General features: G+C 32.9%; 16 protein-coding genes and 1 tRNA gene. 7 read left to right on the top strand and 10 right to left on the bottom strand.

The window, feature by feature from the left end:
* Positions 1–24: 24 nt before the first annotated feature.
* Positions 25–1053 (bottom strand): DNA polymerase III subunit delta, encoded by a 1029-nt coding sequence (gene holA, locus AC6EJB_RS07375; protein ID WP_498490686.1) that lies wholly within the window; start codon positions 1051–1053, stop codon positions 25–27.
* Between the two features lie 57 nt (positions 1054–1110).
* Here holA and AC6EJB_RS07370 point away from each other — a divergent pair, with 57 nt between their 5' ends.
* Complete coding sequence (locus tag AC6EJB_RS07370) at positions 1111–1746, top strand: precorrin-8X methylmutase (protein ID WP_498490685.1); 636 nt, start codon at positions 1111–1113, stop codon at positions 1744–1746.
* 25 nt (positions 1747–1771) lie between these two features.
* Here the strand turns inward: AC6EJB_RS07370 and mutS are convergent, their stop codons facing one another.
* Positions 1772–4546: a DNA mismatch repair protein MutS gene (mutS, locus tag AC6EJB_RS07365; RefSeq protein WP_498490684.1), complete on the bottom strand. Its 2775-nt coding sequence runs from the start codon at positions 4544–4546 to the stop codon at positions 1772–1774.
* 171 nt (positions 4547–4717) lie between these two features.
* On the opposite strand from mutS, the gene psbZ reads away from it, so the two are divergent.
* The 3 genes from psbZ to AC6EJB_RS07350 all read left to right on the top strand — a co-directional run bounded on the left by psbZ (position 4718) and on the right by AC6EJB_RS07350 (position 5659).
* Positions 4718–4915, top strand: coding sequence for a photosystem II reaction center protein PsbZ (gene psbZ / locus AC6EJB_RS07360; protein WP_498492985.1), 198 nt, complete (start codon positions 4718–4720; stop codon positions 4913–4915).
* 109 nt (positions 4916–5024) lie between these two features.
* Positions 5025–5501, top strand: a complete 477-nt coding sequence (ribH, locus tag AC6EJB_RS07355; RefSeq protein WP_498490683.1) for a 6,7-dimethyl-8-ribityllumazine synthase — start codon at positions 5025–5027, stop codon at positions 5499–5501.
* A gap of 86 nt (positions 5502–5587) precedes the next feature.
* Positions 5588–5659: transfer RNA gene (locus AC6EJB_RS07350), tRNA-Gly, on the top strand.
* Here the strand turns inward: AC6EJB_RS07350 and AC6EJB_RS07345 are convergent.
* On the bottom strand, positions 5660–6142 hold the full coding sequence (locus AC6EJB_RS07345) for a GNAT family N-acetyltransferase (RefSeq protein WP_498490682.1): 483 nt from the start codon (positions 6140–6142) through the stop codon (positions 5660–5662).
* 142 nt (positions 6143–6284) lie between these two features.
* Between AC6EJB_RS07345 and AC6EJB_RS07340 the strand changes: the two genes are divergently transcribed.
* A complete protein-coding gene (locus AC6EJB_RS07340) occupies positions 6285–7499 on the top strand; it encodes a class I SAM-dependent methyltransferase (RefSeq protein WP_498490681.1) in 1215 nt (404 codons plus the stop codon).
* Complete coding sequence (locus AC6EJB_RS07335; protein WP_498490680.1) at positions 7496–11149, top strand: glycosyltransferase; 3654 nt, start codon at positions 7496–7498, stop codon at positions 11147–11149. The genes AC6EJB_RS07340 and AC6EJB_RS07335 overlap by 4 nt, the downstream gene beginning before the upstream one ends.
* A 1-nt stretch (position 11150) precedes the next feature.
* Here the strand turns inward: AC6EJB_RS07335 and AC6EJB_RS07330 are convergent, their stop codons facing one another.
* Entirely contained in the window at positions 11151–12110 is a 960-nt protein-coding gene (locus tag AC6EJB_RS07330) for a GDP-mannose 4,6-dehydratase (RefSeq protein WP_498490679.1), read from the bottom strand.
* 502 nt (positions 12111–12612) lie between these two features.
* Between AC6EJB_RS07330 and AC6EJB_RS07325 the strand changes: the two genes are divergently transcribed.
* Positions 12613–16611 (top strand): DUF4214 domain-containing protein, encoded by a 3999-nt coding sequence (locus AC6EJB_RS07325; RefSeq protein ID WP_498490678.1) that lies wholly within the window; start codon positions 12613–12615, stop codon positions 16609–16611.
* Between the two features lie 299 nt (positions 16612–16910).
* Here the strand turns inward: AC6EJB_RS07325 and AC6EJB_RS07320 are convergent, their stop codons facing one another.
* From AC6EJB_RS07320 to gmd, 6 genes are all read right to left on the bottom strand, one after another.
* Positions 16911–18014: an HlyD family secretion protein gene (locus AC6EJB_RS07320; RefSeq protein WP_498490677.1), complete on the bottom strand. Its 1104-nt coding sequence runs from the start codon at positions 18012–18014 to the stop codon at positions 16911–16913.
* A 2-nt stretch (positions 18015–18016) separates the two neighbouring features.
* The gene (locus tag AC6EJB_RS07315; RefSeq protein ID WP_498490676.1) at positions 18017–20950 is read right to left on the bottom strand and encodes an ABC transporter transmembrane domain-containing protein; all 2934 of its coding nucleotides are present in this window, start codon (positions 20948–20950) and stop codon (positions 18017–18019) included.
* On the bottom strand, positions 20950–21693 hold the full coding sequence (locus tag AC6EJB_RS07310) for a peptidylprolyl isomerase (RefSeq protein WP_498490675.1): 744 nt from the start codon (positions 21691–21693) through the stop codon (positions 20950–20952). Before AC6EJB_RS07310 ends, AC6EJB_RS07315 begins: the two co-directional genes overlap by 1 nt.
* Before the next feature lie 78 nt (positions 21694–21771).
* Positions 21772–21957, bottom strand: coding sequence for a DUF6447 family protein (locus AC6EJB_RS07305; RefSeq protein WP_498490674.1), 186 nt, complete (start codon positions 21955–21957; stop codon positions 21772–21774).
* A 104-nt stretch (positions 21958–22061) separates the two neighbouring features.
* On the bottom strand, positions 22062–23222 hold the full coding sequence (locus tag AC6EJB_RS07300; protein WP_498490673.1) for a DUF4214 domain-containing protein: 1161 nt from the start codon (positions 23220–23222) through the stop codon (positions 22062–22064).
* A gap of 41 nt (positions 23223–23263) precedes the next feature.
* Complete coding sequence (gmd, locus tag AC6EJB_RS07295) at positions 23264–24322, bottom strand: GDP-mannose 4,6-dehydratase (protein WP_498490672.1); 1059 nt, start codon at positions 24320–24322, stop codon at positions 23264–23266.
* Positions 24323–24497 lie beyond the last annotated feature (175 nt).

Genomic DNA, 24497 nt, shown 5'->3' with positions numbered 1-24497 from the left:
ACTCTCGTGAACTTTTTAATTATTTCAGTAACTAGTAACAATTTTACTCTCTGTTAGCAGATTATCTTTAAAAGAGTCGAGTGGATTATTTCCCGATTTTATTGACGCTTCAATTCTTAGAAGTTTTTTCATCAATCTAAGCAAAGTTTCCAATGATATATCTTGGATTTGTTTACGGATTACAAAAATACGTTTTGGATTGGCAATACCAGAAAGTTTGGCAATTTCTTTGACGTCTTGATTTCCTTGCGAATCTAATAAATGCACCCAAAGCCATCCTCTTGATTGGCCTGTTAAAGTTGAAATTAACCTTAAAGCTGGTTCTCCATTATCTAGCAAAGATTTTATTTTATTTAATGCAACCGCTCTTTCTCCTTTTAGTAAGATATTTGCAATTTCAAGAGCATTAGTGGAATTATGATGAATTAGCTTTTTAACAAGTTGTTTTGTGATGATTGTTTGATTATTTATCTTGTGCATTTTATTAGTTGCTTCTGATAGTAATGCAATTTTTTGAAGTTCTGTATTAATTAAAGAGCTGTCATTGCCTATACTTTCTATTATCAAATCTATTGTTTCATTATTCATTTTTAAATTTAATCTATGCGCAATTTTCTCCACTAGATTTCGTTGCCCATTCATATCCCAAGGAAGTGGAAGATTAAAACTTTTTTCATTAGAAAAGGTATTAGATTCGATAAGTTTTTGTAATAATTTAGTCGTTTTAAGTCTTTTATCAGGTTTAGTTGAATTATTTAAAATCAAATGTGTATTATCAGGAATTAATTTGATTGCTTTTTCAAGTTTATTAGCAAGTTCTAGAGAGCAGCCGTTACAAAATGGGCTTCTTCTAACTAGTACAACTCTGCCTCCGTTACCAAGTGGAGGACTTTGAATTTCTTCAAGTGCTCTGAAATTTTGCTTTTGATCATTTCCATCGATTTGACTATAGTTGAAGCTTTTCCATATTGGATCAATAGCTGATTGAACTATTTCTTCTATTTCCCTATTGCTTGCTTCATAATCATCTCCCCATATTAAATGTATTGGCATCACTAAGATATATGTTGATAAAAGATCTGTTCTTAAATTAACCAAAGAAATTCAACTGTGAAAACACCTGAACATCCAATTTTTATTGAAAGTATTAAATATATTAGATCTCAACTAGCCTTCACAGGCCTTAATAAGCTTCAGCAATCAATTTTAGAAAGAATTATTCATTCAAGTGGTGATTTTAGCTTGCAGTCATGCCTACGCTTTAGTCCTACTGCTTGTGAAGATGCTATTAATGCGCTGCAGAACGGTGCCAAAATTTTGACTGATACTTATATGGCAGAAGCGGCAATATCGCCTATGGCTCAAAGGACATTAAATACTGATATTCAATGTATTTTAGCTATGGCTCCTTCTAAACCTGTTGATTCAACTTTGACAACTAGAAGTGCGATAGGTATGAAAAAAATGTGGTTGGATTTTGAGAAAAAAGAAAATAAATTAAATTCTCCATTAGTGGTGATTGGAAGTTCACCAACAGCTTTAATTTCTCTATTAGATCTTGTTGAAGCAGGCTGTAAAAAACCTAGCTTAATTGTAGGAATGCCAGTAGGATTTATTGGTGTTTCGGAGAGTAAGAATAGATTGTTAAAAAGTCAATGTCCATATATTCTTATTGAGGGATCTAAAGGAGGAGCATCCATAGGTGCGGCTACTGTAAATGCTTTATTGAGACTTGCAGAGATTTAAATTAAAAAAATTATTTGCTTTATTTCTAGATATCAATTGGTTTAGTTACTTTAATAGATTTGGAATTGTTTTTTTCAAGACTATTTAATATGTTCTTTGCCTTATTTACTACTTCATTTGGAACTCCTGCAAGACGGGCAGCTTCAATTCCATAACTTTTACTTGCTCCTCCTCTTTCAACTTTGTGGAGAAAAGAAAGTGAATTATTTTTATGTTCGACAAGAACTTTGTAGTTTTCTACATTATCAAGATATTCAGAAATTTGATTCAATTCATGATAATGTGTCGCAAAAATTGAGCGACTTTTGATGTTTTTTGCTAAAAACTCGCTTACTGACCAGGCAATTGATAAACCGTCGAAAGTGGATGTTCCTCGTCCAATTTCATCTAATAAAACTAATGAATTTTCGGTGGCTTTATTCAGAATGTAAGCTGTTTCAATCATTTCAACCATGAAAGTTGATTGGCCTGCTGCTAAATCATCTACTGCTCCAACACGTGTAAAAAGTTGATCAGCAATTCCTAAAGTGCATGATTTGGCTGGGATCCAACTACCTATTTGAGCCATGATTTGCAAAAGACCTACTTGTCTTAAGTAACAACTTTTTCCACTTGCGTTCGGGCCTGAAAGAATTATGAGATCAGTTTTATATCCCAGTTCGACATCATTAGGAACGAAAACTTTATCTACTAAAATTTGTTCAACTACCGGATGACGGCCTTCAATAATAGATAATTGTCTTGAACTACTTTGATCTTTCTTCTTAACTAATTTAGGTTGAACATAATGATTTGTCGCGGCTAATTCGGCTAGGCTAGATAGAACATCTAAGCAGGCAATTGCTTTTGCTGCTTTTCTAATTATGTTTGATTTATTTCCTATAAGGATTCTTAGCTTACAGAAAAGTTCATATTCGAGCTGTGATATTCTTGCTCTTATCTGGAAAATCTTTCCTTCTCTTTCTTTCAGACCTGGTGTTACAAAACGTTCTTCATTAGTTAAGGTCTGTCTTCTAATCCAGTGATCTGGAACATTTATAGACTTTGTTTTTCTTACTGCTAAAAAGTATCCAAATGATCGATGATATTGAAGCTTTAAATTATTTATTTTACTGTTTTTCTTTTCTAGTATTTCCTGAGTTTTCAGCCATGAATTATGATCATCAAGTTGATTTCTTAGTCCATCTAAAATAGGATTGACTCCATCATAAATTAGACCTCCTTCTGTCAGACTTAATGGTGGATTTTCAATGATTTCATTATTGATTTTTGTTGCAAGTTCCATTAAGTCTTTATCTAAGTTAATAATTGAGTCGAAATATTTAGTTTCTTCAAATATTGGGTTAATAAGATATTTTTTAATTATAGGTAGACGGTGAATCCCTTCTGCTATTGCGACTAAATCTCTTGCCCCTGCTTGTTGGGCCCCTGCCCTCCCTGCAAGACGTTCCAAATCACTCATGGCTTTAAGAGTTTTTCGAATATTTCTTCTTAAAGTTGATGATTGGACCATTAATCCAATTATTTTTTGTCTATCTTGAATGGAATCAATATTTGTTAAAGGCTCTTCGACCCATCTTCTTATGCATCTGCCACCCATTGCAGTTAATGTTTTATCAATTGCCCATAGTAAAGAGCCATGAAATTGCCCATTTTTTTGAGTTGAAGTAATTTCTAAGTTTTTTCTTGTTTGATTATCTATAATTAATCCAGATTTTGTATTTCTTATCTGAGGAAAATCAATACATAAATTTGTTTTTATATCATTTTTACCTTCAATATTAAGTTTTGGATGAGTTTTATTTAAATATGCAATCAACCCTCCAACTGCCCTAGTTGATAGATAGTTAGAAGATATACTTAATCCATCAATATTATTTAATGAATAATGACTTTTAATGGTTGATTTAGCTTCTAAAATAGAAAATGAAGTTTGTTTAAATTCTGTTATATCTATTAATCCCTCATGCCAACTTTTAATTGAGATTGAGTTTTTTTCTGATATAACCTCAGCTGCTTTTAACTTAATTAATTCTTGACGTAAATTATTACTTTCTTTACCTTCTTCAACAATAAATTCACCAGTACTGACATCTATCCTTGCTAGCGACCAGTTTATTATTGCTGGATTAGAATTAGATTCAATTAGCACAGAAGCTAACCAATTATTTTGTTTCGCTGTTAGCATTCCTTCTTCTAATATTGTTCCAGGTGTGATTAATCTCGTTATTCCTCTTTTTATTAATTTATTTCCTTTTGTTGGTGCAGCTTCAAGTTGATCACAAATAGCAATTGATAAACCTTTTTTAATAAGTTCCGTGCAATATCTATCTGATGCGTGATGTGGAATCCCAGCCATTGGGACTTTGCCAATTTTTTTGCCACCCTCTTTGCTAGTAAGTGTGATTTCTAAAAGCTGTGACATTGTGATTGCATCTTCAAAAAAACATTCGAAGAAATCACCAAGTCGATAAAGCAGAATGCGATCAGGATTATCAATCTTTATTTCTACATAATGCCTCAATGCAGGGGTAAGATCCTCAATTTTTGGCAAATTATGGTGTGTCCACTTGGGTTCTTCAATTTCACCATTAGAAAACCAATCCTGATCGGTTAATTGATTGGTTTTTTTAGACTGCTTTTTTAGCCGAGGTCGCCGTGATGCGTCTTCTTTTAATTGTTGATGTGAAAGATATTCGTTAGATATTTGAGAAATATTGGTTTGCTCGGATTCATTAATATCTCTATGCTCGTTGCCACCAAATAGACTGCCTTGTATAGGGTTTGGGCTGGCAGCCATTTAGTTTCTCAATGTTCAATCACCGCATATTAGAAGAATAATTATTTTTTGCATGTGAAGCCTCACTACAAATATTAAGAGACCAACGATAAAAACACAGTTACATGGGAGAATTATCAAATCATCAGAAATTCTTCTGCAGCTTCATTTCCCATGCTGGCTATTAATTCCATCGTCGCGAACGCACTTTTATTTTCTTCTTTATTACTGGTCATTGGCGTACCAGTTTTCTATATGACCCAAACTAATCCTGAGGATAATAGAAATCCAAATATAAAAAAGATCGAAATTCTTGCTGGTGTATGGTTCCATTTGGTCCTTCTTCAGGCATTAGTGGGTGAATACATCACTCATCAAATGAATATATAGGTAATGTTATTTGATTAGAGATTGCATAATATAGAGTAATTTTTGATTAATATGTTTTAAATTTACTCTCAAGAGGTTAGTGTTGTTTTGTAATTGAAGTATTTAGAAGATGGCAACAATTGAGGGTACCTTCGAGAATTCATCGACTTTGCGTTTGGCTATTGTTGTGGCAAGGTTTAATGATTTAATAACCAATAAGCTCTTAAGTGGATGTCTGGATTGTTTATCTCGACATGGCATTGACGTGTCAGAGACAAGTTCTCAATTAGATATTGCGTGGGTACCTGGATCGTTTGAACTGCCAATAGTTGCTCAAGAACTTGCAAGAAAAGGAAAATATGAGGTTGTAATAACTTTAGGAGCGGTAATCAGAGGAGATACCCCACACTTTGATGTTGTAGTATCTGAGGCGAGTAAAGGGATCGCTACTGTTTCAAGAGACACTGGAATACCTATCATATTTGGGGTTTTAACTACAGATACAATGCAGCAAGCATTAGAGAGAGCAGGAATAAAAAATAATTTAGGTTGGAGTTATGCCTTGCAAGCGCTAGAAATGGGTTCATTAATGAAGGCGGTTGTTTGAATTATTTCTTTTAACCAGAAATGATTTGACCTGAAACCCTCTTTTGAGGCATGCTCTTATTATCTAAGAAGTAACATCTTCTGATTGCGGATGTAGCTCAGTGGTAGAGCATCTCCTTGCCAAGGAGAATGTCGAGAGTTCGAATCTCTTCATCCGCTTTAAGTCTGATCCATTGGTTGTGATTTGTGGTTTTTAAAAATCATTAATGTTTGATTATGTTCTTTTTCAAAGCCGATATTTTCATAAAAATTTTCAGAATGTGTGGTCATGACATATGTTTTTTCAGTTTTAGAAACTAGTTGATTTTGCAAAAGTGAATCTACAATTTTTTTGCCAATTCCCAGAGATTGATAATTTTTATCAACTACTACATCCCATAAAGTCGAACGAAATGTTGCATCTGTGGTAGCCCTGCCGAATGCAATCAGTTTCTTACCTTGCCAAATGCTTGTTATAACAGCACTTTGAGATAACATTTTTTTAATTGTTTTCTTACTACGCTTTTTTGCCCAGAAACTATTCTCATTAAATAGTTTTTGAAGTTGCATTAGGCCTTTTTGAGGTAAGAAATTCGGACCCATGCCAATTAATCTCAAACCAGGAGCCCCTGCAGCATGCTTTACTAGTATTAAATTATTCATTTGATTGCAACATGATGAGATAATGATTCTAGTTATTACATGCATTACATACTATGTTTAAGTCTTGAATTTTGTTAATTCAATAAGATCAAATCAAAAACAAGTTTCTCTTAAAAAAAGTTTAAAATTTTGTTTCAAGAATATGGACTCTAATTTTTATTTAGATTTTGAAAATAAATTTCGTGGCAAACAAGAGGACTTAATTAAGAAACTTTCAATCTATGATTCTTTAATTGAGTTGATAATTATCAATAATGATTCGCCTAAGTTTATTGACATTGGATGCGGTAGAGGTGAATGGTTGAGGAAATGGAAGAAAAAGGTTGCTAATATAGTAGGTATTGAAAATGATTCAAATATGATCAACTCATGTATAGATAATGATGTTCATATAATAAAGGGTGATGCGATAAGATCATTAAATAAGTTATCGGATAAGTCAGTTGATTTGATAACAATCTTTCACTTAATTGAACATTTAGATAATTCTAGATTATTTGAGTTGATGAAAGAATGTTATAGAGTACTTTCAGACAAAGGAGTTTTATTGATGGAAACTCCTAGTATCGATAATTTGATTATTTCAACTAATACTTTCTATCTTGATTCAACCCATATTAATCATATTAATACCGATAGTTTAATATTTAATCTAGAGAAGATTGGTTTTAATTATGTAAAGAATTATTTTATTAATAGTGGTCCTTTGCATGACTCTAATCCATTAAAAATTACCAGAATTTTAAATGGAATATCTCAAGATGTAGCTTTTATAGCTGTTAAAACAAAAAAATTTTCAGATATAATATTCTCTTCTCCCTCTCCAAGTTGGGAGTTAGATTTAGAGCAGGGAATGACTACACTTCAAGCAGCTATTGAATATGATCTTGAATCAGATAGATTGATTAATGAAATTTCTATTTTAAAACAAGAGATCAAAAAAAATAGAGAGATATATAAAGAATTCATTAACCTTAAAAATCAACTTAGATTTTTTATATATATTTTAAATATTTTAAATAAATTTTCAAATCTAATAATAAAGATATTACGTTATATAAAGAAAAAGATTCTTTATGTCTTTAATACTGTATTTGATTTTTTGGCTAGGTATGCTTTTATGCGTAGAATTTTTTTTTCGAAGACTTTTCTAAGGATAATTAATTTAATATTAAGGTATATCTTTTTGAATAAAATTACTGTAAGTAAAGGTCAAATAGAGAATAAAATAAATAAGATTTTGAATTTGAGTAATGAGTCTAAAAGATTTAATAAAATGTTATTAATGTATCATGATAATTCTTTTAGATCACAGGATTACAGTAAAATATTGAATAGAAGAAGAAAAAATAAATGAGACTAGCTATTGATATACAAGGAATACAAAGTGTTGGTAGCAGATCAAGAGGTATAGGTAGATATTCTCTAGAAATAATTAAAAATATTATATTGATAGGTTCTGATTTAGAAATTATTTTAGTTGCTAATGCATCGCTTCCAGATTTGAAATCTGAATTTCAATATGCAATAGACTTTAATCATGTGACATATTTTCAGTGGTATGCACCTTGTCCATTAGATTATGTTTCTAAAGATCATGTAAAACTTAGACTAGGTTCCTTATTAAGATCATTTGCTTTTGCAAATTTACATGCGGATGTCATCTTAATTACAAGTTTTCTAGAGGGATTCTCAGATAATTGTTTGACTGATTTCGATTATGAATTATTAGAAACACCAGTAGTTTCAATTTTCTATGATTTAATCCCATTAATACATTCAAATTTATATTTAGATAGTAATCCTCAGTTTTCTAAATATTATAAATCTAAACTTAATAAGATAGAAAAAGTTAAAGGATTACTTGCCATATCTAATTCCTCTGCAAAAGAGGCTATAAAATATCTTTCAATTGATTCAGATGATGTTTTTAATATCTCTTCTGCTTGCAATTCCAATATTTTTAATACTAATCATTTGACTGAATATCAAAGCAATCAAGAAATTGACTCTTATTTACCTTTTTTATTATATTCAGGAGCAAATGATCCGCGTAAAAATTTAAAAAGTCTTTTAGAAGCCTTTAGTTTATTATCAATAGGATTTAGTGAGTATAAATTAGTTCTATGTGGTAAGTTGTTGCCTCAAGAGATTGAATTAATTAATCAATGGACTGAGCTTTTTAAAATTAATCCTAATTTAATCATCCATATTGGATATGTCTCTGATGAGTATCTAGCTAATTTATATAGAAAGTGCTCATTATTTATTTTTCCTTCATTACATGAGGGTTTTGGATTACCAGTCTTAGAAGCTATGAACTGTGGAGCTGCGGTCATAGGTTCTAATCGCACCAGTATTCCAGAAGTGATTGGATATGACAAAGCTTTATTTGATCCCACAAATATTTTAGAACTTAGAAATCTAATTGAAAAAGCACTTCACGATGAGACTTTTAGAACTTCATTGCTTACTAATGCTAAGATCCAATGTACAAAATTTTCATGGTCATCTTCTGCTCAAAAAGCCATAAAAGCTTTGACGACAATAGTTAATAAATATCCTTTAAGTTATGATAGATACGACTTAAATATTCTTCATTCAAATAATAAAAAGAACTTAGATATTTTATTTACAAAAATACTTGAAGATAAGTTATTACAAATTAATAGTAATAAGTATTTAATAGGTGAGGTTTCTGCATCAATTGATCTTATCTGCAAGCAAATTGAAAATTATTTGAAGAAGATTTCACCGGAGAAGAAAATAATAAATTCTTGGAAAGTTGAGGGGCCTTTTGATTCTAGTTATAGCTTGGCTCTTTTAAATAGGAATTTTACTAAAGCTTTAACGAGGCATATCAATCGCGTTTTAATAAAAAATACCGAAGGTTTTGGTGATTATGAACCTAATATTGATTTTCTAAAACAATATCCAAGTATATATAAACTTCATTTAGATTCATATAGATTTGAAGATCAAACTGATGTAATTAGCAGGAACTTGTATCCTCCAAGAACTAATAATTTAGATGCAAAATTTAAACTTATGCATTCATATGGTTGGGAAGAATCTGAATTCCCTCCACAATGGATTAACGAATTTAATGCAAATTTAGATGGCATTAGTGTTATGTCTAATATAGTAAAAAAAATCCTCATAAACAATGGACTGAAAATACCAATTAAAGTTACTAGTCTAGGTATTGATCATCTGAACAATCTGGAATCTTGTAATCAATATAAACTTGATGCCAAAAAATATAAAATATTGCATATTTCATCTTGCTTCTATAGAAAAGGTATTGACATTTTATTAAAGGCCTATGGCAAGACTTTTGATCAGGACGATAATGTGACATTGGTTATTAAAACATTTCAAAATCCGCATAATAATTTAGAGTTACTTTTAAAGAATGAAATAGATATTAACCCTTCTTATCCAGATGTTCTAATTATAAAAAAAGAACTTACAGATCAAGAAATAAAATCTTTATATCTTCAGTCTGATGTTTTGGTTGCTCCTAGTAGAGGTGAAGGTTTTGGCTTGCCAATTGCTGAGGCAATGCTGTTAGGTATCCCAGTAATCACAACGGGTTGGGGAGGTCAATTAGATTTTTGTAATGCGAAAAATAGTTGGCTGATAAATTATAAGTTTGCTAATGTAAACTCACATTTTAATCTAGATAATTCTTATTGGGCGGAACCATCTATTGATCATTTAAGTAACTTACTTACTAACCTTTATGAGATGCCAAAAGCCGAACGAGATTTAAAGACAGATCTAGCTCAATCAACTATTAAACATTTTACTTGGGATAAAGTTGCATCTAAAAATATTGAGTTTGTGAATAATTCTACTAATTTTTTGATTAACCATGTCCCTAAAATTGCTTGGATAAGTACTTGGTATTCTAGATGTGGCATTGCTTCATATTCTCGCCATCTGATTGATAAAATGTATGAGGATGTATCTGTCTATTCTCCAATTAACGAATCTCTGGACAATTATATTGAAGATAATATTTTCCCAACATGGAATATTAATTCCTCAAATCCAGAAGATTTAAATCAATTATTTGATAATATTCAAATATCTGAATATACTTCAGTAGTAATTCAATTTAATTATGGATTCTTTAATTTTAGTAATTTATCAGATCTGATTCATAAATTATCTGCAAGTAAAATTAATATTATTGTTTTTCTTCATTCAACTACAGATCCAGAGAATGATTGCTCAAAATCTCTTAAATATCTGGTGGATGCATTCCAAAAATGTGATAGATTATTAGTCCATACAATTCCAGATTTAAATCGGTTAAAGAATTTGGGTTTAGTTGATAATGTTGCTTTATTTCCACATGGTATCTTGGATTTTGATCATAGTAATAGTAAATTAAATTTCTTTTTTAAAAGATTATATAAGAAACATAAGAAGAAAATAGCATCATACGGATTTTGTTTGCCAAATAAAGGTTTCAAGGAAATTATTTATGCTATACAAATATTAAGAGATAAAAACTTTGATGTTGAACTAGATATTTATTCAGCTATATATAACGATGATTTTCGTGAATATTTTGAAGAACTAAAATCTTTAATAAATAATTTAGGTCTTAGTACTCAGATAAATATTTGCCCAGATTATATGACAGATAACGAAACAATCACCATACTCTCTAAATATGATTTAATTGTTTTTCCCTACCAATACTCTTCGGAGTCATCTAGTGCTTCTGTTAGACATGGATTAGCAACTTTACGTCCAGTAATGGTCACTCCTATTAATATTTTTAATGATATTCAACATTTAGTTCATTTCTTTCCAGGTACTTCAAAAATAGATCTTGCTGATGGTTTATTTAAATGGTTTGAAAACGATCATTTAGAGACTTATGATTCTTCGTATATAAGTAATAGAAAGCAAAAATTAAAGGCTATGAGATTTTCTTATCTTGCGCATAGATTGTGCTCTATAATAAAAAGTTTGGAAATAAATAGTTAAATCATTTTTTTTTATTTTTTGCATCAATTAGTTTTTCGATAATTTTTTCTACTTTTATGGTAGCTTTCCAGTTTAAATCTGATGAAAGGCGTCTTGGGTCACCAAAGCTCCGTTTGATATCTTTTTTACGAAATAAACGTTCATCTATAATAATATGGTTTTCCCAATTTAGATTTAATAAATTGAATGTTGTTTTTGCAAAATCTTTCAATGTTGTAAGCTTACCGGTGCAAATGACATAATCATTTACTAATTCTGAATTTGTGATCAATTGCATCGCCTCAACATATTCTTCCGCCCAACCCCAATCTCTGGCAATGTCTATATTGCCAAGTTTGAAAGTATGTGATTTATTTTTTGTGCATTTTATAGCCTCAGATATTATTTTTTGAGTAACAAAATTTTCATTTCTTAATGGAGACTCGTGATTAAATAAAATACCAGTCATACAATTAATATTATAAATATCACGGTATAGTCGTACTAAATTAAGGCTTGTTTGTTTGCCAATACCATAAGGATTATTAGGGCATTGTTTGTGATTAATATCTGCGGCTTCGTCAGTATTACCAAAAATCTCGCTGCTACCAGCGAAAAATATTTTTCCATCAAACTTAATATTCCTTGCTATTTCTAAAATATTTAATGAGCCATTAACAATACTTTCGATTGTGTTTGTTGGATTGATAAATGATTGTCCTACAGAGGATTGAGCAGCTAAATTATAAATGGTGTTAGGTTTTTGTATCTCAATAAGTTTTCTGATGGTTTTTGAATCAGTTATATCTCCTTCTCTGATTTCAATATCATTTTCAATTCCTAGCGAGACGTGATTTTTATGATTTTTTATTAGTGATCTTGTTATGCCAAATATTTTATATCCTTTCTCAAGAAGCGATTTGGATAGTAATGAACCATCTTGGCCATAGCAACCTAAAATTAAAGCAGTTTTAGTTGTCAATATTTTAAATCCTGACTTGTTTCAAACTTTTTGTAGGTGCTTTAATTCTACCTTTTCTGATGATTGAACTCAATTTCAAATCCAAAAAACTAAGCTTTGATAACAATTTTTGTGTCAGGTGTGCACTTTTAATTCTGGATCTTATTAGCACATTTATCCATTTTCATGTTTCACGGAAAATCGTTTCTCCGTTGTCAATATTTTGCAAATATCATCTCTTTCAATCTCTTCAAAACCTTTATGCAGCAGGCTTTTCCAGCTATGGGATGCTATATTCGAAGTGTGCTAAAGACTGTGATTTGTTTTTGAAATTTTCCAAATTTTTATTCATTTAATTGTTTGCATTCCCTTGTTTGTTGACCGATAAGTCTTGCTATCTAGTGATAAAAGCTTATAGTTTCGTGAGATTCTGTCAGTCCAGGCGATATAGTGCCGGACCAATACAGATAGCCGCAATTCTTAATGCGGAGATCCCAAGCAAAAGAACCCTCCTTTTTCCCCAATGGCCAACGCGACTAGCACACAACTCCAAGAGCTTTACGTTGCTTACTTCGGGCGAGCTGCTGATCCCACAGGTCTGGATTACTGGACTGCAAAAGGGATAACAACCTCTAAATTCGCTGCTGACATGTATGCTCAGCTCGAATTTAAGGATGCTTACGGCAGTCTTTCCGTTGAAGCTCAAGTAAATCAGATCTACAAAAACCTTTTTGATAGAGAAGCTGATGTAACCGGTTTAACTTACTGGACACAGCAAATTAACTTGGGGAATCTTCAGCTTGCTGAGATAGCAAATGACCTTATTTGGGCTGCACAAAATAACTCTGGTAGCTCGGACGATAAAACCGCTTTAACAAATAGAACTAACGCTGCTATTGCTTATACAGCAAAAGTTAAAGAATCAACAGCAGCAATACTTGCTTACGCACCCACTACTTCAGATCCATGGGTATCTGGTGCAAATATAACTGAGGCGATTACATACCTTTCTGGTATCGATAAAGATACAGCTCATACAGCTGCTGGTGTAGCAGCAAGTGTTACCACTATCACTACTAATGGTGTTCAATCAACATCAACTGCTGGTAAAACTTACACCCTTACAACAGCTCAAGACACAGTAACTGGTTCTGCTGGAAACGATTCAATAGTAGGACTCAACACTACTCTTACTTCTGGAGACACAATTGATGGTGGAGCTGGTACAGATACGGTTTCAGTAAGTGCAACTATTTCTGCAGCGGCAACATTACAAGGTTACACCTTAACTAATGTAGAAACGCTTACAGTTGCTCTATCTGATGGCGATGTAACTGCTGCTCACGCACTAACTTTAAATACACTTAACTCCAGTGCGACAACACTAGAAGCATCCGGTTTATCAACAACTACTAAATCTGATGGAGTTACATTTACTAATGTTGCTTCTGGTACAAAGTTGGCTTTGACCAGCGCAACTGATGTTGATCTAAATGCTACTTACGTAACAGCAGCAACCTCTGGTACGGCTGATTCTGTAACTCTTACTTTGAGTGGAACTGCTGCTACAGCAGCTACTGACGGTATCGTCACAATCGGTACTGGTTTTGAGACTATTAACGTTGCTACTACTGGATCTGCAAGTACTATTGGAGATTTAATCACTAGTTCAGTTACTACAGTCAATTTTACTGGTGCTCAAAATCTAACTATTGGTGCTGCAGGTACTGCGCTTGATGCAAGTGTCACAACCGTTGATGCATCAGCCTTTACAGGTGCTTTGACTGCATGGATTGCTGATCCAACGTCTCACGCTACAAACCCTGGTTCTGTTGACTTAACTGATTTAACTATTACTGGTGGTACAGGTAATGACGCTATAGGAATTCAGTTGGTAGCAACTGATGTTGAAGGAACCGTTGATCTAGGTGCCGGCGATGACTCATTAACTATTGGTTATATTACTCAAAAAGGAACTTCAACACTAACTGCTGATAGTTATGAAGGTGGTTCTGGAACTGACAGACTTATCAGTGATGTAGACGTTCTTGACGTTGCCGCTGGATTAACAGGAACTACTTCAATAGCTAGTACCATCTCTGGTTTTGAAGTTCTTGCATTGAATGGGTTTTCTACTGAAGACAACACCATTAACCCTGCACTTATTTCTGCAGATATAACTACTGTTTCTTTAGAGTCAGCTGCTACTGGTACTCGCACGCAGACAATTAATGTCCCTGGAGACTTCACTGTCCAAGTATTAGGTAGTGCGCTTCTTGCAGGTGACACAGTGGTTGTTGATTCTGGTTCTGGAACTTCTGATTCCTTAACTTTCAAAAACGCCAACTTGGCTACTGGTTCTAATCAGATAGGTAACGCTGCTACCAACCTGACAGCAACTGATTTTGAGACAGTAACTATTGATACTGGAAGCTACAACACCGTAACAGCCCAGTTGTTGAATGCTGTAAACATTGGTACTAACGCTCTAAAAATTATTGGTTCAAACCCTTTAACACTTACAGCTACTAATGGAATAGTTACTGCAACTACAATTGATGCATCAGGAGCTACTGGTGCGTTGACCATGAACGTGGCTGCAGCTGAGGGTATTACCACAATTACTGGTAGTTCAAAAAATGACACATTGAAAGGTGACGTTTCTTCAACAATCAGCGGTGGTGCTGGTAATGACGCAATTACTGGTGGATCTGGAAATGACACCTTGAGCGGTGGAGCTGGTAACGACACCATTACCACTGGTGCAGGTACTGATACAGTAACTGGCGGCGAAGGTAATGATACAGCTGTATTTGCTGGAAATGTAAGTTCACTCGATACTATTGACCTTGGAGCTGGAACAGACACACTTTCAATTACCAATGCTTCAATAACAGCTCTGAAAGCATTAACCATTTCAGAAGCTAATACTTTCAATGCAGGTTTCAATAACGTAGAGAATCTTCTTCTATCCGAAGCGCTAAATAGCACAACTTTTGACTTAGGTACTGTAGATTCCGTCAACAAAGTTACTATTCCTGCTTACACAGGTAATGAAGCTCTTACTGGATTTGATTCAGGAGACACTCTATGTCTCACCGACGGACCAAGTACTGTTACTTGGATTCTGACTCCTTCAGTTAATAGTGCATCAACAGGTAGTTCTGACGTTCTTAACGTTAACCTCAAGAAATCTGCTGACGATGATTACGGTGTCATAGCCATAGCAAATGTTGAGACTATCAACCTTGATTTAACCGAAGTAACTGCTAGCTCCACACTACGAGCTGCAACAGTTGGTTTAACTATTACTCAGGCGACTGGCGGTGCGGCTCAAACTCTGAATGTGACCGGTATTGAATCAGTCACCATTGATACAGCTGTAGCCGTTGGTACTATTGATGCTTCAGGAATGACAGTTGTTTCTGCTGCAACAGAAGCTGGTTTGACAATGTCAACCATCTCTCACACCAAAGCTCAGACCATCACTGGTTCAGGCAAAGTTGATACTCTGGTTGGTTCAACAAAAGCTGACACCATTTCTGGAGGAGCTGGTGCCGATATTATTGCTGGTGGAACTGGTGCAGACATCATTGATGGTGGAGCAGGTACCGACCTCTTCCAGACAACAAGCATGGTTGCATCAACTATTGAAGGTGCAAGTACAGGAACATCAACAGGTGTTGTTGTTAACTTGAGTTCTTCGGCAATAACTTCAGCAGCCATTACCGCTTATCATGGTGAGTTCTTAGGTGGTGGCTTGACTGAGGTTGGAGCTGGTAAGACTGCCTATGTATTCGATGCCGAGTCTTCTAACAACTCCCCTGTTCAAGATACTTTAACTAATATTGAAGGTGTCAATTTTGCTGCTAACGGATTGAACTACGTAGTTGGTTCTGCTTCTGCTGATACCTTCACTGGTGGTTCTAGTACTGATTACATCAAAGGTGGAGCAGGTAACGACATTATCTCCGGTTTAGCTGGTGTTGATACCATTATCGGTGGCTACGGTTCAGATACCATTACTGGTGGTACAGGTGCTGACATCATTACCTTGACTGAAACCACTGCAGCATCTGACATCATTAACATTGCTACTGATGACTCAGATTCCAGTGCTCCAGATGCAATTACTGGTTTCGCCGCTACATTAGCTGACGCGGATAAATTGGTTAATACTACCGCTGCATTCGATGTAACCGCAGACGAATCAACTGCTATCAACGTTTCTGCCGCTGTTAATGGAACGGGTATTATCACAGCTACGGTTTCTAACGGAATCATTTCTCTTGGTGGTACTGATGCAGACGACGTAAACACCATCGCTGAATGGTATGGTGTAGCCGCAGTTGCCAACGTAATCACAGCTGGTGATACTGCAGCCTTTGAATTCAGTGGAGATACCTATGTATTCCATAACCCATCAACTGGTGATGATTCAATGATCAAATTAGTTGGAGTTACAGGTATTACTGCTCTATCTGATACAGCCGCTGCAGCTGATACAATCTTCATTGGTTAATCTTTAACTAGACAAGATTTAATTAAGAAAGCCTACCCAAAAGGGGTAGGCTTTTTTTTGTGTTTATTAGTTTTTTTAAATATGTCAACCATGGTTAGTTAGGGCTATATTGTTTTTATCCTTTGTAGATCGATTATTCGCTAATTGGTAAAAATATGAATAATAAAAAAACTTGTCAATCTTTTAGATTTTTTCTTTCCTTTAAACATTAATACAAATAAATTTTTTATATTCTGCTATATCCTCAGTATTTGATTACCTATTTTAGTAGGTATTTTCAAATTGTTTTCAAATTTTTCTTATATAGATTTAAGAGAGTTTGTTTTGTCGCTAAATTTATTTAGAAATAATTGAAGATAAGTTATTTTTCTAAGTTTAATATTTGCGTTTAAACTCATCCCTGCTTGCAATCCTAGTCTTTTGCCAGATTTAACTTTGAGATATTGATTATTTAATTTGATCTCTGCAGGAAATCGATATCCTTTACCAAGACCAGGGTCAGGTGGGAGTGCATCAGAACCTATTTTCGTCACGACTCCATCTATAACTCCATAGTCACTTGCTGGAAAAGAATCAATACTAATTTCTGCTTTTTTGCCTGTTTTTACGAAGCCAATTGTTCGGCTTTCTATTTCAACTTTTGCTACCAAATTTGCTGTTGGCACAATTTTTAGGACAGGTTGACTTGCTCTTGCAACATATCCAGGCCCTTTTGGCTGTAATTCAAAAATTATTCCATTCGCGGGGGCACTAATCTCTTGATATTTTAATTTAACTAAATTCGTTTTAATTTGACTTTTAATATCTTCAACTTTCTGTTGCTGCGTTAAATATTGGATTTCAGATACGGCACCTTCTTTTACTAAGTTCGCTAATTTCACAATAATTTTTTCATTAATTTCTAAGTTATTTTTTAAAGCTTGATTTTGTGCTTCAGTTATTTCAGTATCTAATCTTATAAGGACATCTCCTTTTGTTACAAGATCTCCCTCTTTAACTAATATTTCGCGTGCTATTCCTTCCAGAGGCATTTGAACATCAATTACACCTCCTTTTGGTTCCAACTTGCCAACAGCTATTACTATTTCATCAGTTTTAGCAATAGTTATCCATCCAAATGCAAAAGTTGTTGTACCTATTAAAGCCCAAGTTATTGCTTGTGACCAATATCTTGCAGGCTGCAGAACAACTTCACTATTATCACTTATGTTTGCTAAATTTCCTACTTTGTCTTGTAAATTGTTAATCAATTCACCAGGATGAAAACTTGTGAATGATCCATTTAATTTAGTCTTTTTTTTCAGTAATTCAATAATTTTAGATCGATCAAAATTTATGTTATTTATTTTTTGATGAATTTTATTTTGAAAATTCTTTAGTTTTTTTATTTGTTTGTTAGCCATATTTAATTCGATTCTTGTTGTAAATAAAGAGCATAATACCTACCTTTTAATTTCATTAATTCATCATGTGTACCTGTTTCTACAACACATCCTTGATGAAGCATCACAATTAGGTCGGCTTTTTTGACTGTACTTAGTCTATGTGTGATGAAAAGTACAGTTGAGTTTGTACATGCGGCTTTAAGACCTTCACATACTTTTGATTCAGTTTCATAGTCTAAGGCACTAGTGGCCTCATCAAGAATTAGCAACTTTGGGTTTGATAGAAGTGTTCTTGCTATTGCTAGTCTTTGCTTTTGCCCCCCGGAAAGTCCAGCTCCTCTTTCCCCTATATCAGTGCTGTAGCCATCCCTTAATGTCATTATAAATTCATGAGCGTTGGCAATTTTTGCTGCATTTACAATTGCATCGCTTTCAGCATCAGGATCAGTAAGAGCAATATTATCGTTGATATTTCCAGCAAATAATAAAGGTTCTTGAGGAACAATACCTATTTGCCTTCTCAAAGAATACAACTCGACTTTATCTACGTCATAACCATCAATAAATACTCTCCCAGATTGAGGTTTATATAGTCGAGGTAGTAGTTTCATTAAAGTACTTTTTCCACTTCCACTTTGGCCTACTATTCCTACAAACTGTCCTTGTTTGATTTTTAAGTTTATTTTGTTAAGAACACTTGGCTGGCCTTTAAGAAAACGAAATGAAACATCTTCAAATTCGACAAATCCCTTGATACTTGGTAGTGGTATTTTTGATTTATCTAATATTGAAGTTTCTTCAGGCGTATCTACAATATCTCCTAATCTTTCAAAAGAGACTCTTAACTCTTGAATATTTTGCCATATAGTACTTAATCTCAAGAGAGGCTGAGTTACATACCCAGAAATTATTCTGAATGCAATTAGTTGACCTAAGCTTAATTGACCTTTTAAAACTAGTGTAGCTCCAACCCATAAAACAACTAATTGAGATAACTGTTGCAAGACTTGGCTTGTTTCAGTTAATGCTGTTCCAGTAATAGTTCTTTGAAATGATTTTGATATATATTTTCCATAAAGTTCTTGCCATTTCCAGCGACTCACACTCTCAACATTTTGAGCCTTGACTGTTTGGATTCCAGTCAAAACTTCTACTAAATGGCTTTGTGTTTTGGCATTTTCTTGAGCAGCTTCTCTAATTTGTCTTCTGATTAATGGAGTCCCTATAACGGTAATCATGATTTGAATAGGAACTACTCCTAAAGCTAATAATGTTAATAACCAGCTATAAATAACCATTACAACTATATAGATTAGAGAGAAAATAGCGTCAAGTATTGTAGTTAAGGCCTGACCTGTTAAAAAATTTCTAATCTTTTCTAGCTCTGAAATTCTGTTTCCCAACTCACCTACCGGTCTTTTATCAAAATAGCCTAAAGGTAATTTCAATAAGTGATCTATAACTTCTGCACCAAGTCTTGTATCTATTCTATTAGTTGTTTCATTAAATAGGAAAGTTCTTAAACTACTGATTACACCGCCAACAATAGTTACAAAAACTAGAGCAAAACCAAGAATTTGTAGAGTATCTAAACTTCTTTGAGATATAACTTTATCTATAATTATTTGAATCATTAATGGATTTGCTAAACCAAATAGCTGTACAACGAAAGAAGCAAGAAGGACCTGAGCAAGAACACCTTTATAACGTTTAATTGAAGGTAGTAACCATTGAATTCCAAAATTAACTTCTGGTGTTTGTTCATTTTTCTCTAATATTAATAATTCAATAAAACCTTTCTCAAATGCATCACTAATTTGTTCCGGGAGCAATTGAATAATTCCTTCACTTGGAGATGCTATTTCTAAAATAGTTGAATTACTTTTAGTTACTACAGCAAAACTATCACCCCAAGTAATCATTGATGGAATTGGAAGTCTCGATGCAAATTTAGTGTTTAATTTTACAGTAGATGTATATAATCCCATGTTTGAGGCAATATTACCAATAAGCTGAAGTGAGGGTTTCTTTCCTCTTATAACTGTGTCTCTTAGTATTTTTTCAATAAAATCAGGTTTAAAAGGTAATCCCAATTCATTTGATATCATTTGTAAACAAGCTTGGGCTTCTCTTATTGATCCCTTTGCTTTGACTAATTTAAAATCTTTTTTAGGAGAGTATTGACCTATTTTTTCTACCGTTGTTTCGGGTAAACTTCTAGCATCTTTTACTTCTAATTCTTCTATATTATTTATTAGTTTTTTATCTTTGCTGATATCTCCTTTACCTATTAAGGAGTTATATATTTTAATTGGTATATAGAAAATTCGAGCAGGTAGAGGACCTCTTGTTTCTAATATTTCATTATCATTGATAATATCCATTGGTCTTTTGTTAATCACATTATCACTACTTAAAATTTGTATAAAACCTTCTCTAACTTTTGATTTTTGATTAGATCCGATTACAGTTAGTATTGAATTTTTTAATAAAGAGTCGATTGACTCTTTATTATTTTTTTGTGAGGATTGTTTTTGTAAATTCCAATAGATTTCATATATTTCTTGTATTTGAAAATTTGTATCACACCAGTTTCTAAATTCTATTTCTTCTTTATAAAGCTCAAGGATAATTTTATCTGATAACCCAAAAGTTATTACTTCACTACTTGCAGTAATATCTTCTAATCCTTTCGCCGTTAATATCGAGGCAAGACCAATAAAGGAATTTTCTCCATATTTAGATATTGTTGTACTCTCTTTGTTTTCTTCATGTAAGACTCTTGCTTCACCGGAGATGATACAAAGAATTTGATTAGGAATAATAGTTTTATCGCATATTCTTCTGCCTATGGGATATCTTTTGATTTCTGCGCTTTCAGCTATTTTTGCAACGCTTTGAGAACTAATATTCTTAAATGCTTCAATGGATCGAATATTGATTTGATTTTCCATTATATTCCCCCATTTTCAATAGAAACATTGAGTTGATTTAAAAGTTCTTTCGATAATTTTTCAACTTTCTCGTTTATTGATATATGAGATAATTCTTCGCTCATTTTTGTTTTCATGAACTCATCAAGTTGTACAGGTTCATATGATTCTAACCTCAGTATTACAAATGAGCCCAGTATCTTTTTAGGGGGTTGTACTTGGCCTGAAGGAATGGTTCTTAAAACTTCAGCCAGAGTAGGATGAGCATTATCTAATGGAGCGGGCCCAATTACTCCTCGAGTTTGTTTCTCTAGCCCTTCAGAATATTGTGAAGCTAGATCCCCTAGATCTGCTTCTCCTTCTTTGATCCGCAAAAATAGTTCTTTGGCTAAGTCATAGTCTGATACTCGCAAAAGACTATAAACAACAACATCTAGTTGATTTTTTCTTTCAAGAAATCGTGTTCCAGCTTTATGGTTGAATGTATCTATGGAATATTGCTTAAATCGAACTTCAGCTGTAGCCATGTATTCTATTTCTTCTTTTTTATAGTGATTATCAGTAAGCCATTGTTCATAGTTGGCTTGATTATTCAAACCTCTTTTGGTAAGAAAATCTTGAATAATCTTTTCCTGCAACTCTTTATTAATTGATATTTTAGATAATAATTGGGATGTAACTTCAGCTTTAATAAGCTGCTTTAGAAGTCCATGCTTGTGAAGTAGTTTGATCGACTCTTCTGGTAGCTTATAAAGTTTATCCATTAAGATATTTCAAACTAAATATATTTTTTATAACAGAATTAAACATCAATTATTACTTTATTTTAGTGGATATGTCTCTTATTTATCAAGAGCTTCTTTTAATGCTACGGAATAAGCAGATGCCGCAGTTTGGTAAACAGCAAGATTAGCATTGATTTTTTTTATCTCTGTTTGAGCAAATTGTAAGCTCGCTAATTGCTGCTTGGCTTCTTCACTTAAATTATCTGTATCGTAATCTTTTCCATCAATAGTAATGTTAGCCATTTTAGCCTTTGGAGTAATTAAAATCGTTTTTGATTATACACCTGCATAACTCCCTTTTGTTTTTTGTTTCATTTGATTTCATATTGATAGGTTATGTTTTCATCTCAAAAAATACTTGTTTCCGATGAGAATATTAGTTTATTTTCTTGAGATTCTGAAAAACCCATTAATAACTCACTTCTATCTTCATAACCACTTTCTATTTGATCAAACCAATAATTAAACCCTTCTTTATCTGGTTCTCTGTCAAGAACATTAGTATAAAGACTTTCTATATAATCTGCATTTGTAGTGTTGCTTCCGTACAGAGATTGAAACTCATTAGATAATATAAAAGATTGAGCTGTGCTTCTATATGAATCTTTTTTAGATTTATTTTTTTCAATCCAATATTTTAAGCCAGCCTTATCAGGGAATCTTCCAAATGTAGCATTATATAACCTATAAACTTTACCAGTAATGTCATCAATATTCTCTAAAAGTTTAAATACACCTATTATTTCTTGGTCTACGTCAATTGATTTATCTGAGAATTTTAATGTGTCAATATTCGTGATATCTTCCAGTCCAACAGTTGTTTTAATGAATAATTTTCCATTAGATGATTTTTGATATTTATACTGAGAACTAGTGTTTTCATATTTTATCAATCCAAGGTCATTTTCTCTACCCCAAATACTAATCAAAGCATTTAAATCGATTTGTGAAAACCATGTATTCCATCCATCTGGGCTATTATTATATGACATCACTGTATCGCTCGAATGCCAATCTTTATTCAGAGGATCTTCAAAAGGATGGCTAAGCCCTATGGTATGTCCTATTTCATGGATTATTGTGTGTAGATTTGAGTTTAAAGGAGCATCTTTCCAGAATATATCCCACCATGCTCCCTCTGAAGTCTGTTGAGCTAATGCTTGCCCAATTACATTTTTTCCAAAATTTGAAGAGTAATTTACATGATAAATATCAAGCATAGATCCATTATTATGAGACATTTCATGAAAATCTAAATCAATAATGTCATCTAATTTTTTAAAAGTATTTCTAATAAACTCTATATGAAAATCCTTGTGACCAATATTATAAGTTGATAAGGTATCTATGTATTCAATATTTTTATTTTCTAATTGAATATATCTATCAATAGAATTCCATCCAATACTTTTATCAATATAATAAGTTAGAATTTCACCATTAGAAATTGTTTTCTTTGCATGATTTACGAAATTATTACTTATTAGTCCTTTATATGTTAGTTTCATTGGCCTTTAGAATCGTCTTTTAAAAAATATAAATTTGTAGTTTAATAATTGATATTAATATTTTTTTGGATTTCTTTCTTATCATGACTAATCATTTCTCTTATTAAATCATCTAAAGTTCTAGAAGGTTTCCATCCAAGCTTTGAGTGGGCTTTGCTTGCATCACCAAGAAGAGTTTCAACTTCCGCTGGTCTATAAAATTCAGGATTTATCTTTATAACAGTTTTGCCATTATCTTTTCTTTTTCCAATCTCATTGATATTCTTTCCTTCCCATTCTATACCTCCCCAGTTGAGAGCTTCAGCAGACATTTCAACAAATTTTCTAACAGACGTCATTTTGCCAGAGGCTATAACATAGTCTTCGGGTTTTTCTTGCTGAAGCATTCTCCACTGCATCTCAACATAATCTTTAGCATGCCCCCAATCTCGTAAGGAATTTAGGTTTCCTAAGTATAAAAAATCTTCTAGTCCAGCATCTATTTTTGCAAGCCCCTTGGTGATTTTTCTAGTAACAAATGTTTCTCCTCTTCTAGGAGACTCATGATTAAATAGAATTCCGTTACAAGCATATAATCCATAGGATTCTCGATAATTTACTGTTATCCAGTATGCATATAATTTTGCAACTCCATAAGGGCTACGAGGATAAAACGGTGTGTCTTCATTTTGAGGAGATTCTCTAATTAATCCATATAATTCGGAGGTGCTAGCTTGATAAATTTTTGTCTTATTAGTTAAATTTAGAATTCTTACGGCTTCAAGAATTCTAAGAGGACCAAGTGCATCAATTTCCGCTGTATATTCAGGGGATTGAAAACTTACAGCAACGTGACTTTGAGCTCCTAAATTATAGATTTCATCTGGTTGCACTTTTTTGATGACTCTTAAAATATTTGAACTGTCACTTAAGTCACCATAATGTAAATTTAATATTCTCTCCTTTTTATTAATTAGATGATTAATTCTGTCAGTATTTATGTTGCTAGCTCTTCTTATGATTCCATGTACATCATATCCTTTATCTAAAAGTAATTCTGCAAGATAACTACCATCCTGTCCCGTAATGCCAGTAATTAGGGCTGTTTTTTCTTGGCTCACACTTATGATTAAAACTTTTAATACTATACTTCATTGTGCTTCATGATTAGTCTGTATGGAGAACTGATTTATTTTAAGCTTTTTTGATCAACTCTTATATAAAAGATAAAGTTTGATTTAATGATAAGTTTAGATTGCAATCTGGTAATTATTATATAAAGTTGAGGGTCATTTT

The sequence above is a fragment of the Prochlorococcus sp. G4PB17 genome, assembly GCF_059772445.1.
This window is presented reverse-complemented; position numbering and strand designations above follow the sequence as displayed.